We start from the raw sequence: 17683 nt of genomic DNA on the forward strand, positions 1-17683 counted from the left end.
TTAATTAATTTTCAAATTCAAAAAAGATGGACTTAGAAAAATTTGTTCAATACGTTCACGAAGAAAATAAAGTAGAACCAAAAGATGTAATGCCGGATGATTACAGAAAATTATTGGTTCGTCAGATCTCACAGCATGCCCATTCTGAGATTGTAGGAATGCTGCCGGAAGCCAACTGGATTTCCAGAGCACCTTCATTGAGAAGAAAAATGGCACTTCTGGCTAAAGTTCAGGATGAGGCAGGACATGGTTTATACCTTTACTCAGCTACTGAAACCTTAGGAGACGGAAGCATCAGAGCAGACAGAGACGCTACTTATGATGATATGCTGGAAGGAAAAGCCAAGTATTCAAGTATCTTCAATTATCCAACATTAAGCTGGGCAGATATTGGTGCTATCGGCTGGCTGGTAGATGGAGCGGCTATTATGAATCAGGTAATGCTGATGGGGAACTCCTACGGCCCTTATTCAAGAGCGATGGTGAAGATCTGTAAAGAAGAATCTTTCCACCAAAGACAGGGATATGAGATTCTGATGGCATTGTGTCGTGGTACCAAACAACAGAAAGAAATGGCTCAGGCTTCGTTAAACCGTTTCTGGTGGCCGGCTCTGATGATGTTCGGTCCTAATGATGACAGCTCGCCAAACTCTAAAATCTCTATGAATTATAGGGTGAAAAGAGAAAGTAATGACAGTCTTCGTCAAAGGTTTATTGACGTTACCGTTTCTCAGGCTGAATTTCTAGGATTAACCATTCCGGATAAAGATCTGAAATGGAATGAGGAAAGGCAACATTACGATTTCGGAGAACTTCCCTGGGATGAGTTCATGGAAATCTTAAAAGGAAACGGACCTTGTAATAAAAAGCGTATCGAAACGAAGAGAAAAGCGCAAAGAGAAAATTCATGGGTGAAGGAAGCGGCAATAGCTTTTGCAGAAAAACAACAAAAAGAAGTAATATAATTTAATGCATTCATTTGGAAATGTGCTAATTTGAAAATGTAACTACTGCAGATTAATCTTCAAATTACCTAATTCTCCAATTTTCAAATTCTCAATTAAAATATGGCAAATTTAGATATGTGGGAAGTGTTTATTCAGACTAAACCGGGATTATCTCACAAACACGTTGGAATTGTACAGGCGCCAACAGCAGAAATGGCTTTACAAAACGCAAGAGACGTGTATACAAGAAGAAAAGAAGGAACTTCTGTATGGGTAGTACCAAGTAAATATATCGTCACTTCAGAAGGAGTAGACAAAGAAGCATTCTTCGATCCGGCTGATGACAAACTATACCGTCACCCGACTTTCTACGAGATTCCAAACGATGTAAAAAATATGTAATTAATAAAGACTTCAAGAGCTGAGATCTCAGATACTAGACTTTTCTGTCAATCTGAAATCCGAAATCTGAAACCTGAAATCTACAAAACAATGAACCCATTATATAATTATTTATTAAAACTAGCAGACGACAGTTTCATCATGGGACAGCGTTTGTCTGCATGGTGCGGTGAAGGACCTTATCTGGAGGAGGATATTGCATTGACGAATATTGCGTTGGATGAACTTGGTCAGGCTAATAACTTTTATGTATACGCTTCAAGAGTTATTGACAACGGCAAAAGTGAAGATGATATCGCATTCTTAAGATACGAACACGAATATGTAAATGCCCACTGGACAGAGCTTCCCAATGAAGACTATGCACAGACAATTCTTAAAGTATACGTGTTTTCCGTATATCAGAAACTGATATATGAAGCATTGTCAAACTCTTCTAATGAAGAACTTTCTGCCATTGCCCAGAAATCACTGAAAGAAGTAAGATATCACTATACCCACGCTTCTTCCTGGATGAAAATCTTTGCCCAGGGAACAGAAGAAAGCCGTCAGCGTGTAGAAAATGCCATCGAAAATATCTGGGAATATACTAAAGGTCTTTTTGCCAAATCAGAAGGTGAAGATGATCTTGTTGCTTTAAACATTGTTCCTAATGCTGATGAACTATACAAAGAGTTTATCGCCATTACAGAAAAAGATTTCCAAAGCTTCGGGTTGGAATATCCAACGAATCCGTTTATGCAGCCGAAATCAAGAACAGGTTATCATACGGAATACTTCGGATTTATACTTTGTGAGCTGCAGTATATGCAGAGGGCGTATCCTGGGTGTACGTGGTAAATTAAGTTCCTTTTATTCACACTAATAACCAAATGAATATGAAATACTTTTGCAGCCTATTACTTTTTTCTGTTACTTTGGGAGCACAGGTGCAGCCGGTTATCTATGATACTATAGCTCTAAATCTTGGGAACGATACTATTAAGGCAAATAATACTACAATACAAAATGTAATTACACTTAGTAAAACATTTAAGGGGCTTCCTAAGCTAATAAAGATTGATACTGCTAATAATTATCAACCGGTTTTTAGCAGTGAAACGTGGCCCCCGGGAGCTTGGTCAAGAGGTTATTTTAGTGGATATATAGGGAACTACAAAAAATTTTATGAATCTGATCCGAATGCAAAGCATTCTGGTTTCTGGAGTAGCCATCCCCAACCAAGAGATACAAGTAAGCAGATACGTGCTATGATTCACTATGATAATTATTATTCAAACTCCCAGAATTCTTCTACGATTATTCAAGGGTTGGAATACTTAATATGTCAACAGGTTAAAAATCAAAATAACAGTCTGTCAGATGGAGGGTATATTTACTGGTGGTCAAGAGAAGGTCAAGATATATTTGAACAAAATGATATTCCAGGAAATATATCTCAGAATAGTGTACATGTATTTGAAACAGGCAGTGCTATAGCAGGACTTTGTGAAGGGTATCTGTATTTGAAAAAAAATAATATTCAACTTCCGGCAGGTTTATATGACGCTATTGTTAATGCAGCAGATAATTTAAATGCGGTAGACCTAATTGGATATAATTCTGAAAACTACACAGCTTTTGGATTATGGGGGCTTACAAAGGCTTATAAAATAACACAGAACTGTAAGTATTTAGAAAAAATTATCTACCTGACTAATTGGTTACTAGAGCAACAATCAAATGAAACAGGAATATGTAATGGCACCTGGAAGAATGGTGTAGAAACACTTGTGAATGGTCAACAAGTATATCATGAATCAAAAATTAATTACCATGCAATTATTTTAAGGGGGCTAATTGAGTCGCTAGACGGAATTCCAAAGTCAAATGTTGTATTACGAGAGAAATTGATTGCAGGTATTAAAAAGGGTATTAATCATATTATTAAATACAGGGTGAGTTATGAAAATGACTCTTATCTTGGTACTTTAAACATTTTTTACAGTACTATAAACTGCGAAAAAATAACTGGCTTAAACCATGATTATTATTCTTTTCTTTATTATGATGATATTGTTGAGATGTTTGCGCTTTTGGCATACTATGCAAATTTTAATAAAAATGACTTTAGTCAAATAGAAAACGATAGATTAAAGAAACTTTTAAATATAATAAGTATTCATGCGCAAACACGAATAGATCCGGATAATAATGATGTGCCTCCAGAATTGACTCCTGATGAAAAAAAAGAAGACCAGAAAAGAAGAGCTGTCAGTCAGATGGCTTCATTAGCTTATTATTTAGACTATACAAAAGCCATTAAGAACAACACAAAAGTCTTTGAAGTAGACAATACCAATTTCTTTGATTCAGAAAAAACATCAAAACCTGTTTCTTTAGATTTTGACCATGACGGGATAAAAGATGAGGTTGCCTATTTCAGTACCAACGGGGACAGAACATTTTTAAAGGTGGCTAAAATGGCTGCTGATGGATCTATAATATCCGTGAAAAACGGTTGGGATTCAACAGGATATCCGCTTGAACTATTTTCAGACAGAATTGTTTCCGGAGATTTTAACAGGGATGGATATTTTGATGATATAGCTGTAATGTGTGATTATGGAGGGGGAGAAACAAGGATCCATGTGTTTGAAGGAACCGGATCTGGTTTTGTATATAGTAATGAAGCCCAGGGATGGTGGAAAGAGACAGGTTATTATGCTAATCTAGTTGGTGACAGAATTGTATCAGGAGATTTCGATGGCAATGGAAAGCACAATGATATTGCCGTTTTTTATAGATATGGTGATAATGAAACAAAAATACACGTATTCCAAGGGCAGGAAAATAAATCTTTTAAACACTTAACAGCAGATGGATGGTGGCAAAGTAATAACTATTCAACAGATAATATCATAAGTAATATTGTATCCGGGAATTTTGACAACAATGGTATACATGATGATATTGCAGTTTTCTATAAAAATAGTAATGACGCTACTGATGTACATGTGTTCGAAAGAGCGGGGTCAAGTTTTGTTTTCAAGAAATGGTGGGAGGATACCGGTTATCCTTTCAATCAATATGTTAAAAGGATTGTTTCCGGTAATTTTTATGATGGAAACAAGAAAGATGATATTGTAGTGCTTTATGAATCTGACCCAGGGCATACAAATCTGCATCTTTTCCAGGGAAAAGGCACCTATTTTAATTATTTAGGATCTACAGGCTATTGGGCATCCACAAACTACGATTCTAAAAAGATAAAAGGAAAAATTGTTGATTTCAATATTGAAAACGATGATAAATCTCAGATTTTTGCCATGTATAATGTTTCAGGTAAAGATTCAAAATTACAAGTGTTTAGAAATAATATGTATAGTACTCCTCCCAATTTTGCCCTCTATGAGGTAAAAGATTGGTGGAAGAATGCATGCTATGAAGATACCAATTTACAGAATCAGTATGTGCCGTCAAATGTAAGTAGAATGGCAAATAGACTTTTAGAAAAAGATACTTCAGATAAAATTGCTGACATCAAAATATACAAAGATTCAGGTTCTTATGAAGTGGTATCACAGGAGAAGATAAAAAGTATACAGATATTTAATTTCTCAGGTAAAATGATACAGGAGTATACCGGAATTTTTTCGAACCGATTCAGGTTCGGTATTTTAAAAGGAAATTACATTGTAAAAGTATCTGATATCAATAATAAAATTTCAACTAAGAAAATACTTGATTAAAGGTATTTTCAAATTTAAAATATGCAAAACAATATTTTAAGCTTATTAAAAACCATTCCCGATCCGGAAATTCCGGTCATTGATATTGTGGAATTAGGAATCGTAAGAGATGCACAAATCACAGGCGAGAATACTTGTGAAGTGACGATCACGCCTACCTATTCTGCATGCCCTGCAATGTTTACCATTGAAGAGGATATTATCAAAATGATGAAGGAAAACGGATGGGAAGCAAAAGTAGTCACCAAGATGTTCCCGATTTGGACAACAGACTGGTTAACGGATGAAGCGAGAGAAAAACTCCGTGTTTACGGAATTACACCGCCTGAAAAAGGAGCAGATGAACACCATATCGGGAAACCGAAAAAATGCCCACGCTGCGGTTCTGAACACACCAAACAGATCAGCCGCTTCGGGTCTACCTTGTGTAAAGCTTCTTATCAGTGCTTAGATTGCCTGGAGCCTTTCGATTATTTTAAATGTCATTAGAATAATTCGTACTCCCTATTTATGTTCTGTGAGATCTCAATTTATTTTTGCAATAAAAAATATAATACGACGAGTTTTGTCGTTAACGGCTATTAGTTTTGTTACAGTATCATTCTTTAATGATCAGATTAAAAAATAACTAACACAAACATTTAATTATGACAAATTGTAACAAACCTACATTTCCTTTAATTTGTAATGATGCAGATTTTAGCGAGCCATTTCACAATACGGGAGAGCAGATCTATTATCAGAAAATTGATCCTGTGCATGCCAGCTATGTGGACGGAGTAGTTCTTCTTGAAAGAAACGGAAACTATTATAAAGCGATTTATACAGAAAATACCATTAATATTGAATGGTACAGATGTCTTTATACAAACCCGTTGATTGATAATGATGAAGCTATGATCACTCAGGCGGTTAAAACAGCTGCGTATTTAGGTGCTACATTGAGATTTGATGCGAGAGAATATATTGTAAACAGACAATTGGAATTTCAAAATCTTTCCTGCTTCAAGCTTTTAGGAGATAGGCAGCATACTTTAATTAAATCAAATACAACTGAACGTTTTAGGTCATATTATCTGAAATTTTTTGATTGTAAAAACTTCATTATAGACGGACTTAGGATTGATCAGAATATGAGTAATATTTCTCAGGTTTATACTGAAGCTGATTATAACATTACAAGTAACGATGATACATTAAGAGATTTTAATGGAGGTATTTATATCAGAAAATCTACGAATATAGAAATTAAGAATTGTAGCTTTTTTAATCTTTATACCAGAGGACTACAATTTTACGAATGTATTGAAGGTGGTGAAATTAAAATTACAAATAATTATTTTGAGAGTGAGATACAGACCCAAATGTATAGAATGGAACACCTGACACTTTCTCAGTCCCATAATATAAACTTTACAATTGAAAATAATGTTTTCAAAAATAAAGTACTAAGAGAAGCAAACGGCACCCCAATACCTAATTCGGCTCAAATGCCTTGTGGTATCTCTGCTTCCGATTGTGGGTTGGCTGGTTCCTTGTTGGTAAATAATAATTATCTAGAACTTTGTGGGCGGGATAATACTGGCCATCATAGGCTATTTGCAATAGATTTTTATGATAATGTAGATAACTTTATCATTTCAAATAATATTTTCAAAAATACAACATGGGGGGCAATACGTTTTGATGGTACTAGAATGAATGCGGTTATTACGGATAATTATATTCATCAATTAATTACAAACGATAGTGGTATTATTAATTCGGCAACTAGAGAAATAGAGAGTGGTGTTGTCAAAAACTTCTCAATTTGTAATAATATTATAGAAGGAGCTATTGGTAATAGTTATGGAATCCTTTTACAATCACAGGTAAATAATACTATAGCAGAGAATGTTAATATATCGAATAATACTTTTGATCATTTAAAAACAGCTGTATTGATTGTGGGAAGTATGAATAATATAAATATTTCAAATAATATAGCTACTAATATGAGCGGAGTTGCTGTTGATTTTAAAGCTCATACTTCAATCCATACTTATGATTCCGATGGAAATATAATATCATCAGTACATCGTATTGCAGTACCTTTAGGAAAAGTGATGATAAATAATAATAATTTTAAATCAATAACAACAGGGGAAGGGTTTGTTGGAGTTCAAATAGATGGACTAAGTATATTTTCACAACAAAATTTAGATCATTATAAAAACTCTACAAAGCGTATTGTTATTTCAGATAACCTATTGTATAGTAATAATGAAGGGTATGGGGTAATAGTAAATTCTGTCCCTGAAATTTGGCCGGTCCCAACTTCAGGAGGGCAGAGCCTTCCAATTTTAGGAAGTTCATTAGATGGCAAAGTGACCGTTTCAGGGAATGAAATTAATGATGTTAAATATGGCCTATATTTAAGAACTCATAAAACGATAGCAAAAGAAAATATTCTCTTTAATTGCAGTGTACAACCACTTCTGGAAGATTATACAGATAATATTAAATTCAATAACTATTATAATAATATTCCAGTCTAAACTATAAACAAAAAATAAATAAAATATCACAAACGAATTTATAATTATTTAGTCATCAATAATCTATTTAACATTGTGAAAGTACAACAGCATCAATAATGTATAGCATTGAAATATTCAGTTTTTCATTTGTGAATTGTTCATGCATATGCTGTTAAATGATTATATTTAACTGATTTAAAAATGATTTTTTATGTATACACAACTCGATATTGAAACGCATTTTGACGGGAAGCTCAAAATTGCTTATCTTAATCAACCTGAAACTATGAACGCTCTTACAAAGCCGGCTTTGGCAGATCTGAAAGATTTCGTGAAAGAATGCAGCGAAGACGAAACTGTAAGATGTGTTGCCATTTCCGGGAGAGGTAGAGCATTCTGCTCCGGACAGAATCTGGATGAAGCGTTTGTGGTAGGAAAAGAGCATCATGATAATGATATTATCAGAAAAATTGTGGTAGACTACTACAATCCACTGGTAATGGAAGTTACCCGCTGCAAAAAACCGGTTATTGCTTTGGTAAACGGTCCTGCTGTAGGAGCTGGTGCCATGCTGGCATTGATCAGTGACTTTGTACTGGCGCATGAAAAAGCTTATTTTGCACAGGCATTTTCCAATATCGGTTTGATTCCGGATACAGGAGGAACCTATTTCTTACCGAAACTTTTAGGTAGACAGTTGGCCAATTATTTAGCATTTACAGGAAAGAAACTATCCGCTGAAGAATCTAAATCTTATGGCTTGGTTGCAGAAGTTTTCAGCGATGAAGAATTCGGACCAAAATCAATGGAAATCCTTGAGAGAATGGCAAATATGCCGACAGCAGCCCTTAAGCTGACCAAGAAAGCCTTTGCGTATTCTTATACGAACACCTTGAAAGAACAGCTGGAACTGGAAGGAGATCTTCAACAGGAAGCTGCAGAAACAGAGGACTTCATAGAAGGTGTAAATGCATTTTTACAGAAAAGAAAACCTAATTATAAAGGAAAATAATTAATTTGAAAATGAGTTAATCTCTGATTTAAAAGAAATTTTATTAATTCTGTATAAAATTATTTCAAGCTCGAAGCTAAAATAATTTTCAAATTAACTCATTTTCAAATTTTCAAATTTAAAATATGAATGTAGGAATTATCGGTGCCGGAACAATGGGAATCGGCATTGCACAGGTCGCCGCAACAAACGGATGTAAAGTTTGGGTATATGATGCCAATCCGAAACAGGTAGAAACGGCAACCGTAGGTCTGGAAAAAACATTATCAAAGCTTGTTGATAAACAGAAAATTTCATCAGAAAAAATGGCTGAAATTTTATCCAATATTTCCATTGCTACAGAACTGAAAGACTTCAAAGATTGTGAACTGATCATTGAAGCGATTATTGAAAACAAAGAAATTAAGACCAAAGTTTTTACAGAGCTTGAAACCCATGTCTCTGAAAACTGTATCATTGGTTCCAACACTTCATCTATTTCCATCACCTCACTTGGTGCTGAGCTCAGAAAACCGGAGCGTTTCATTGGAATTCATTTCTTCAATCCTGCTCCATTGATGCCTTTGGTAGAAGTTATTCCATCTTTATTAACGGAAAAAACCTTGGCTGAGAAAATCTACAACCTCATGAAAGACTGGGGAAAAGTGCCTGTGATTGCTAAAGATATTCCAGGGTTTATTGTCAATAGAATTGCAAGACCTTATTATGGAGAAGCGCTGAGAATTGTTGAAGAAAATATCGCAACTCCTGAACAGGTGGATGATGCGATGAGAACCCTTGGAAATTTCAAAATGGGCCCATTTGAACTGATGGACCTTATTGGTGTTGATGTCAACTTTGCTGTGACAACAACCGTTTACAAAGACTATTTCTACGATCCGAAATACAAGCCGTCTTTACTTCAGCAGAGAATGTCTGAAGCAAAACTGCATGGAAGAAAGACAGGAAAAGGTTTCTATGATTACAGTGAAGGAGCTGTAAAACCTGAAGCTAAAAAGGATGATGCTCTTTATCAGCAAATCTTTTTAAGAATTATTTCAATGCTGATCAATGAAGCTGTAGAAGCCAAAAGATTAGGCATTGCTAATGATGAGGATATTGAACTGGCCATGCAGAAAGGAGTAAACTATCCGAAAGGATTATTAAGCTGGGGAAAAGAAATCGGATATTCTAAAATTTCCGGTGCCCTTCAGAGCCTTTACGAAGAATATCAGGAAGAAAGGTACAGACAGAGCCCTTTACTTCGTAAACTATAAAAAGAATTTTACCAGTATGCCGAAATATTTCATTGATAAACTGATATATTGGTAAACCGTTACATTGAGAAAAATGAATATAGATGAATTCAGGGCTGAGCTCGAAACTAGGCTTTTGATAGAAAAACAGTATTTAGCTCAGGAAGCCTATTCTGTTGATGAGCAGGAAAGGCTTGAATTATTGGGGAAGTTTAACGAAAAATATAAAGAGACGATCAAAAGGTTAGCTCAGGAAAATGGAATTGATTTAGAGGCTTCCTACCCTACAGAAAATTCATCAGATTCAAAAGCTCTTTCATATGAGCAGATCATTCTGGGTAAAACAATGAGTGTTTACGACAGATTATCAGATGAGCTGTATGAAGAAATAACAAACCTATGACAGAAATGAACCCAAGACAGGTAGCAGATTATATGCTCAATCAGGACTATTTTTCCCAGTGGATGAATATCAGACTGATTGAAGTAAAAGAAAATTATTGCTTAATAGAAATGCCCATCAGGAAAGATATGATTAATGGGCTTAAAACGGTACATGGTGGTGTTACATTTGCCTTTGCCGATTCCGCACTGGCATTTTCGTCCAACAATACCGGAGATGCAGCAGTTGCGTTGAACTGTATCATCAATTTTACCAAAGCGGGAAAAGAAGGAGATATCTTCAGGGCAGAAAGTATTTTGGTGAATGATACCAGAAAAACAGCCGTTTATGACATTAAAATAACCAATCAGAATAATGAGTTGATTGCAAAATTTGTAGGGACAGTTTATAAAATAGGAAAAAAAGTAACAGAACTTTAGTCAGCCCCAGGATCAATATTGTAAAAAACTCATATTCCCATTAAAAACGATTATCATGAAAAAAATATTTTTACTTTTTTTAGGATTATCTTCATTTTTGATGAGTGCTCAGCAGGAGAAACTCAATGAAACACTGAAGAAAGAATTGAAGGATATTTATTATTGGGATCAGATTTATCGGGAATATTTTGATAACTCAATTTCAGCAAAAAGAAAATCTGAGATTAAAAATGAACTTTTCAAAAAAGGGGTTGATACCACCAAGATGACATGGGCATTAGCGGTAGAAAAAGACAGTGCCAACATGGCCAGAGTGGAAAAGATCATTGCAGAATATGGTTACCCGGGAAAAACAATGGTAGGAGAGCCTGAAAATAAGACGGTCTGGTTTGTTATACAGCATTCAAAGAAAATAGGGAAGTATCTTCCTTTGATTAAAGAAGCGGGTAAAAAGAATGAAATTCCGTTCAGACAGGTGGCAACAATGGAAGACAGATACTTTATGGATCAGGGAAAAGAGCAGATTTATGGTACCCAGGGCTATGGAAGCTTTTGGAATGAAAACGGAAAAGATTACAAAACAGAATACATCTGGCCGATTAAAGACCCGGAAAATGTGAATAAAATAAGGAAAGAAGCAGGCTTTACCAAGACAGTGGAAGAATATGCCAAAGATATTTACGGGAAAGATTTTGTGTATAAAGTATATACTTTGGATGATGTCAAAAACGGTAAAATAGAAATCAAAGAAGACAAGCGTCAGAGGCACTGATAAAATTAAACCCAGTAATGAAAAACAGAGTATTATCATTAAAAAATAAATAAGGTTAATAACAATTGAGCTAATGAAATAATTTCAAATTATCCCATTATCAAATTTTCAAATCAAAATTATGAACAACGTATACATCATAGATTACGTAAGAACTCCCGTTTCAAAACTACAGGGAGGATTATCAGAAGTAAGAGCAGATGATCTGGCTGCTATTGTGATCAAAGAAGTGGTTGCAAGAAACCCGGAAGTACCTGTTGAAGAAATTGAAGACGTTATTTTCGGTTGTGCCAATCAGGCTGGAGAAGACAACAGAAACGTTGCCAGGATGGGACTTTTATTGGCAGGTCTTCCTTATAAAATCGGAGGCGAAACAGTCAACAGACTTTGTGCTTCAGGAATGTCTGCCGTAGCGAATGCATTCCGTTCCATTGCTGCCGGGGAAGGTGAAATTTATATTGCAGGTGGCGTAGAGCATATGACCCGTTCACCCTATGTAATGTCAAAGCCCACTGCTGCTTTCGGAAGAGACAGCCAGCTATTTGATACTACCTTCGGATGGCGTTTTATCAATCCTAAGATGAAAGAAATGTATGGCGTTGACGGAATGGGTGAAACTGCCGAAAACCTTGCAGATATGCACCAGATCAGCAGAGAAGATCAGGACAGATTTGCACTATGGTCACAGCAGAAAGCTACAAAAGCTCAGGAAAGCGGAAGACTGGCGGAAGAAATTGTAAAAGTTGAAATTCCACAGAGAAAAGGAGATCCTGTTATTTTTGAAAAAGATGAATTTATCAAGCCAGGCTCTTCTATGGAAGGCTTAGGAAAGCTTCGTCCCGCTTTCAGAAAAGAAGGAACCGTAACGGCAGGGAATGCTTCAGGAATGAATGATGGTGCCGCAGCTCTTATTCTGGCAAGCGAAGAAGCTGTAAAAAAATACGATTTAAAACCGAAAGCTAAGATTTTAGGTTCATCTGTAGCAGGTGTGGAACCGAGAATTATGGGAATAGGACCGGTAGAAGCAACACAAAAACTGCTTAAAAGACTGGATCTTTCCTTAGAAGATATGGATATCATTGAGTTGAATGAAGCATTTGCAGCTCAGGCTTTAGCCGTAACAAGAACCTTAGGATTAAAAGATGACGATTCAAGAATAAATCCGAACGGAGGAGCCATTGCTATCGGCCATCCACTGGGAGTTTCCGGAGCCAGAATTATCGGTTCTGCTGCAATGGAACTTCAGAAACAGAATAAGAAATATGCCTTGTGTACACTTTGTATTGGGGTAGGGCAGGGATATGCAATGGTAATTGAAAAAGTATAATCAATTTGAAAATGAGGTAATTTGAAAATTCCGAACTAAAATTTTACCGGAATTACGGCAATCTTTTAAATTCACTTTCAAATTATCCTATTCTCAAATTTTCAAATAAAAAAATATGAACATCTATTCGTACCACGGAATCCGTCCCATCATAAAACCTTCTGCTTATATTCATCCGCAGGCAGTTATCATTGGGAATGTGGAAATTGGTGAAGAAGTATATATAGGCCCTAATGCAGTCATTCGTGGCGATTGGGGAAAAATTATTATTAAAGACGGAGCCAATGTCCAGGAAAACTGTACCCTGCATGTCTTCCCGAATATCGAAACCATATTGGAGGAATCTGCCCATATTGGCCACGGCGCTATTATCCATTCCGGACACATCGGGAAAAATTGCCTGATCGGAATGAATGCTGTAGTGATGGACAAAGCGTATATCGGTGATGAGAGTATCGTCGGTGCTTTAGCTTTTGTTCCTGCCAATTTCAGATGCGAACCCAGAAAACTGATCGTAGGAAGTCCTGCAAAAATAATCCGTGACGTTTCTGACGAAATGATCCACTGGAAAACAGAAGGAACAAAACTGTATCAGGAACTGGCAAGAGAAGGGAAAGAAGCTATTCTGCCTTGCGAACCTTTTACAGAATATGTTCAGCAGACCCCAACAAAAATTGTTGATTACAGCATCTGGGACGATGTGAAATAATGAGCACTCTAAACCTAACAGGTTTCAAAAACCTGTTAGGTTTTAACATAAAACATCAATTTAAAATAGAATGATTAATACAGAAAATTTTGAATTTGAAGGCACTTACCACATTTTTTCTCATGGCAACGGGAAAGAAATGATTTTTCGTGAAACTTCAAATTATCAATATTTTCTGGAAAAATTAGAAAAATATATTCTTCCTGTCGCTGATATTTATGCTTATTGTCTAATGCCCAATCATTTTCATCTCTTGGTAAGATTTAAAAGCTTTAAAGAGATAGAAACAGAGGGTGAACATCAGTTTCTAATGAAACACTTTAGTAACTGCCTTAATGCTTATTCCAAAGCGTTCAATAAGGTATATAACAGAAAAGGCGCCCTTTTTCTGAATACTGTAAAAAGGAAAAAAGTTCAGGACGAAAAATACTTAATCAAAGTACTGCATTATATTCATAACAATCCCATTAATCATGGTTTTGTAGATCAGATTGTAGATTGGAAACATTCATCATATAACTCATATATGAATCAGGATAGGCCAAGTAAACTTTATAGATCGGAAATTATGCAATATTTTGATATATTAGAGAACTTTATTGCTTATCACAGATCTAATGTGGAATATGATTTTCTAAGCTTAGAATAATACTTAAAAATAGCTAAACCTGACAGGTTTTTAAAACCTGTCAGGTTTCTGTAAACAATAAAAAGAAAATGGAAAAACTGAAAAACTATATCTACGGCCAATGGGTAGAAGGAACAGGAAACGGAGTTCCTTTGTACAATGCTGTTACCGGAGAACAGGTAGCTGTTTCCGATACGGAAGGGCTGAACTTTGAACAGGCTCTTGACTACGGAAGAACAGTAGGATACAAAAATCTTTCTTCAATGACTTTCTACGACCGTGGGGAAATGTTGAAAAAAGTAGCCCTTTACCTGTTGGAAAGAAAGAAAAAATATTACGAATTATCATATAAAACAGGGGCTACACATGTAGATTCGTGGGTAGATATCGAAGGAGGTTTCGGTACATTCTTTACCTATTCGGGATTGGCGAAGAGAATGCTTCCCAATACACCGTTCTGGGTAGATGGAGATACACAGAAAATTTCTGCCAATGGAACTCACCTCGGGACTCATATCCTAACGCCTAGTGAAGGGGTTTCTGTACAGATCAATGCCTATAACTTCCCGGTTTGGGGAATGCTGGAAAAATTATCCACATCATTGTTGGCAGGTGTTCCGTCTATTGTTAAACCGTCACCTTTTGGGTCTTATCTTACCAATGCCGTATTTCAGGATATGATCGAAAGCGGGGTATTGCCGGAAGGTGCTGTTCAGTTAGTATGCGGAGAGCCTGGAAGTATTCTGGATTATGTTCAGGATGGAGATTCCGTATTGTTTACAGGTTCAGCCCATACAGGTAGAAAATTAAAATCCCTTCCGTCTGTTGCAGGCAATGCTGTTCGTTTCAATATGGAAGCAGACTCGTTGAACTGTTCTATTTTAGGATTGGAAGCAAAGCCGGGAACTCCTGAATTTGACTTATTCATCAAAGAAGTTCGTAACGAAATGACGACAAAAGCGGGACAGAAATGTACTGCCATCAGAAGAATTATAGTGCCTGAGCATTTAATTGGGGATGTTCAGAATGCTTTATCTAAAGCTTTAGACCAGACGAAAATCGGAAATCCGCTAAGCAGAGAAACAAGAATGGGATCTTTAGTAGGAAGGCAGCAGTATGAAGAAGTACTGAGAAAAGTCAATATTTTAAAGTCCGAAACAGAGCTTGTGTATGACGGAAAACACGAACTGGTAGATGCAGATTACGAAAACGGTGCATTTATGAGTCCGAAGTTGTTCCTGAATGATAAACCTTTTGAAAAAAATATCTCCCATGATGTAGAAGCTTTTGGGCCGGTATCAACCCTTATGCCGTATAAAGATGCTGAAGAAGCTGCTGCATTGGCAAAAAGAGGAAAAGGAAGTTTGGTAGGATCTATCATCTCTCATGATGAAGATTTTATTGCAGAAACTTCATGGAAAATGGCTTCTCAACATGGAAGAATTTTTGTTCTGAACAGAGATAATGCGAAAGAAAGTACAGGCCATGGTTCACCACTTCCGACATTGATGCATGGGGGGCCTGGAAGAGCAGGAGGCGGAGAAGAAATGGGCGGATTAAGCGGTCTGCATTTCTTTTTACAGAAAACAGCCATTCAGGGATCTCCGGATGTATTGAAAGCGATTACTAAAATTTATCAGCAGGGAGCAGAGAAGAAGTTCTCAGATAAACATCCTTTCCAGAAATATTTTGAGGAAGTAGAAGTAGGAGATTCTTTAGAAACAGCAGGAAGAACCGTTACTGATGCAGACATCGTAAACTTTTCCAATGTTTCATGGGATCATTTCTACGCCCATACCGATGCTACAAGCTTAACGGGGACAATCTTTGATAAAACAGTAGCTCACGGATACTTCATCCTTTCAGCAGCTGCAGGATTATTTGTTTCCGGTAAAAAAGGACCTGTAATTGCTAATTACGGACTTGAAGAGTGCAGTTTCTTTAAACCTGTATATGCAGGCGATACCATTACGGTTTATCTTACGGCAAAAGAAAAAATCAACAGAGGTGTAAAAGGAAGAAATATTCCTTCAGGTGTCGTAAAATGGCTGGTTGAGGTCGTTAACCAAAGAGATGAGGTAGTTTGTGTAGCAACCATCTTAACTTTAGTGGCAAAACAATCTCCGTTCATTGATCTGACTGTAAAAAATGTTCAGAAAATACTCAATGGATTAACAGACAGTACTCCTGCTCTTTGGGGCAAAATGTCTCCGCAGCAAATGATAGAGCATCTTGATCAGGCTGTATTGGTGAGTTTGGGAGAGCCGGAAGCAGATCAGTGTTTTACACCTGAAGGACAATTGGAAAAATGGCAGGATTCTCTTTACAATCATAGAAAAATGCCAAAAGAATTTACAGCACCGTTTTTACCGGCAGATGGTAGCCTACCTGAGCTGGTACATAAGAATTTTGAGGTGGCAAAGCAATCATTCATTGACAACCTGAAGAGATTTGTGGTTTACTACAAAGAAAATCCACAGGCAGAACATATGAATTTTGTCTTCGGAAAACTGAATAAAGAAATGTGGGAACTGATGCATAAAAAGCACTTTACTCATCATTTCCAGCAGTTCGGATTGATTTAATTAAAACTTAATATAAAACAAAAGCAGCAGTTTAGATAAACTGCTGCTTTTTCATGTAAATCATATAAATATCCAAACGGAATTACTGTTCAACTATTGTGAGTGAGTTATAGGCTCCGCTTCCTGAAGTATCAAACTGGCTGACTGTGCCATCAAATGCTACTGTGATCCAGGTAAAAGGCCTTAATTTATCACCCTTATTTAAATATACACTTACTGTACAGGCAGACCCTACTGGTACGGCATTGGGGCTTGCACCTGTATCAGAAGAATACCCATTATTTGTTTTTATCCTTTGAGTGATGGTCCCACTCGGATTTCTCACTTCCCAAATTGCTTCAGTTTGATTGTTAGATCCCGTATTGACCTGGCTGGATTGTAATGCAAAAGTAAAAGTTGCAAAATATACACCATCACGTGGTGCTATAAATTCACCTGTAGCCGGATCGAAATTTGAGGTAGGTACCCCTGAGTCTGAGTCTAATTTCTCAGTCCAGTTGGTTAAATAAGAAGACCTTCTTTGAACGATACCGGATTTAATTCCTATTTCTGAAGGCGTCGCACTTTCAAATACATAGGTATCCTGAGTTGTTTTGCTTGCCATTACGATGATACGTGGTTTCCCTTTAGGAAAAAAGCTCACCCAGTTTGAACCGTCGGAAAACTCTAAATAGCCCTTTACACCAATCGCAGGGCTTGCTACATATCGCAATGCGCCTGCACCCGCTTGCGCAGCTGTTTTGTTAGTATTTCCTATAGCTACGGAACCATTTACATTGTTGCGCAGATCCAGCGCTACTTTTGGGTTAGCAGCTAATGTGCCTATTTTTCCGGAATTATCAATGATAATATTACCTGCATCCGTCTTAATCTCAACAGGATTGGTTGGATTGGGTAATCCTATTCCTATTTGAGCGTTTATGTTGTTTATTGTGAATGATAAAGCAATAAAAATACTAATCAATCTTTTTATTTTATTCTTTGATTCCATCAT

Annotated in this window: 16 protein-coding genes; 15 read left to right on the forward strand and 1 reads right to left on the reverse strand. The window is 36.5% G+C overall.

Annotation, left to right across the window (positions count from 1 at the left end):
* Positions 1 to 26 precede the first annotated feature (26 nt).
* The 15 genes from paaA to paaZ all read left to right on the forward strand — a co-directional run bounded on the left by paaA (position 27) and on the right by paaZ (position 16689).
* On the forward strand, positions 27 to 965 hold the full coding sequence (gene paaA / locus ACTJJF_RS21460) for a 1,2-phenylacetyl-CoA epoxidase subunit PaaA (RefSeq protein WP_065393409.1): 939 nt from the start codon (positions 27 to 29) through the stop codon (positions 963 to 965).
* A 102-nt stretch (positions 966 to 1067) separates the two neighbouring features.
* The gene (paaB, locus tag ACTJJF_RS21465; protein ID WP_002981782.1) at positions 1068 to 1349 is read left to right on the forward strand and encodes a 1,2-phenylacetyl-CoA epoxidase subunit PaaB; all 282 of its coding nucleotides are present in this window, start codon (positions 1068 to 1070) and stop codon (positions 1347 to 1349) included.
* Between the two features lie 90 nt (positions 1350 to 1439).
* Positions 1440 to 2189, forward strand: coding sequence for a 1,2-phenylacetyl-CoA epoxidase subunit PaaC (gene paaC / locus ACTJJF_RS21470; protein ID WP_440700973.1), 750 nt, complete (start codon positions 1440 to 1442; stop codon positions 2187 to 2189).
* Between the two features lie 38 nt (positions 2190 to 2227).
* Complete coding sequence (locus ACTJJF_RS21475) at positions 2228 to 5080, forward strand: T9SS type A sorting domain-containing protein (protein WP_440700974.1); 2853 nt, start codon at positions 2228 to 2230, stop codon at positions 5078 to 5080.
* A gap of 21 nt (positions 5081 to 5101) precedes the next feature.
* Entirely contained in the window at positions 5102 to 5569 is a 468-nt protein-coding gene (gene paaD, locus ACTJJF_RS21480; RefSeq protein ID WP_440700975.1) for a 1,2-phenylacetyl-CoA epoxidase subunit PaaD, read from the forward strand.
* A 158-nt stretch (positions 5570 to 5727) separates the two neighbouring features.
* Positions 5728 to 7617, forward strand: coding sequence for a hypothetical protein (locus ACTJJF_RS21485; RefSeq protein WP_440700976.1), 1890 nt, complete (start codon positions 5728 to 5730; stop codon positions 7615 to 7617).
* A gap of 193 nt (positions 7618 to 7810) precedes the next feature.
* Positions 7811 to 8611, forward strand: coding sequence for an enoyl-CoA hydratase/isomerase family protein (locus ACTJJF_RS21490; protein WP_440700977.1), 801 nt, complete (start codon positions 7811 to 7813; stop codon positions 8609 to 8611).
* A gap of 125 nt (positions 8612 to 8736) precedes the next feature.
* Positions 8737 to 9867 carry a 3-hydroxyacyl-CoA dehydrogenase NAD-binding domain-containing protein gene (locus ACTJJF_RS21495; RefSeq protein ID WP_440700978.1) on the forward strand — a complete coding sequence of 377 codons (1131 nt, stop codon included), beginning with the start codon at positions 8737 to 8739 and terminating at the stop codon, positions 9865 to 9867.
* Positions 9868 to 9940: 73 nt separating this feature from the next.
* Positions 9941 to 10249, forward strand: a complete 309-nt coding sequence (locus ACTJJF_RS21500) for a hypothetical protein (protein WP_312304690.1) — start codon at positions 9941 to 9943, stop codon at positions 10247 to 10249.
* Positions 10250 to 10254: 5 nt separating this feature from the next.
* Complete coding sequence (locus ACTJJF_RS21505) at positions 10255 to 10668, forward strand: PaaI family thioesterase (protein ID WP_312304854.1); 414 nt, start codon at positions 10255 to 10257, stop codon at positions 10666 to 10668.
* Between the two features lie 55 nt (positions 10669 to 10723).
* Positions 10724 to 11440, forward strand: coding sequence for a DUF6624 domain-containing protein (locus tag ACTJJF_RS21510; protein ID WP_440700979.1), 717 nt, complete (start codon positions 10724 to 10726; stop codon positions 11438 to 11440).
* Positions 11441 to 11561: 121 nt separating this feature from the next.
* Positions 11562 to 12767: a 3-oxoadipyl-CoA thiolase gene (gene pcaF / locus ACTJJF_RS21515; RefSeq protein WP_440700980.1), complete on the forward strand. Its 1206-nt coding sequence runs from the start codon at positions 11562 to 11564 to the stop codon at positions 12765 to 12767.
* A gap of 115 nt (positions 12768 to 12882) precedes the next feature.
* Positions 12883 to 13476 (forward strand): acyltransferase, encoded by a 594-nt coding sequence (locus tag ACTJJF_RS21520; RefSeq protein ID WP_123841155.1) that lies wholly within the window; start codon positions 12883 to 12885, stop codon positions 13474 to 13476.
* Positions 13477 to 13546: 70 nt separating this feature from the next.
* Positions 13547 to 14125 carry a transposase gene (locus ACTJJF_RS21525; RefSeq protein WP_440700981.1) on the forward strand — a complete coding sequence of 193 codons (579 nt, stop codon included), beginning with the start codon at positions 13547 to 13549 and terminating at the stop codon, positions 14123 to 14125.
* Positions 14126 to 14193: 68 nt separating this feature from the next.
* Complete coding sequence (paaZ, locus tag ACTJJF_RS21530; protein ID WP_440700982.1) at positions 14194 to 16689, forward strand: phenylacetic acid degradation bifunctional protein PaaZ; 2496 nt, start codon at positions 14194 to 14196, stop codon at positions 16687 to 16689.
* Between the two features lie 82 nt (positions 16690 to 16771).
* Here paaZ and ACTJJF_RS21535 read toward each other — a convergent pair whose 3' ends face one another.
* Positions 16772 to 17683: a hypothetical protein gene (locus tag ACTJJF_RS21535; protein ID WP_440700983.1), complete on the reverse strand. Its 912-nt coding sequence runs from the start codon at positions 17681 to 17683 to the stop codon at positions 16772 to 16774.

Origin of the sequence: Chryseobacterium sp. 22458, assembly GCF_052044975.1 — a bacterium.
In the GTDB taxonomy this organism is placed as follows: Bacteria; Bacteroidota; Bacteroidia; order Flavobacteriales; family Weeksellaceae; genus Chryseobacterium.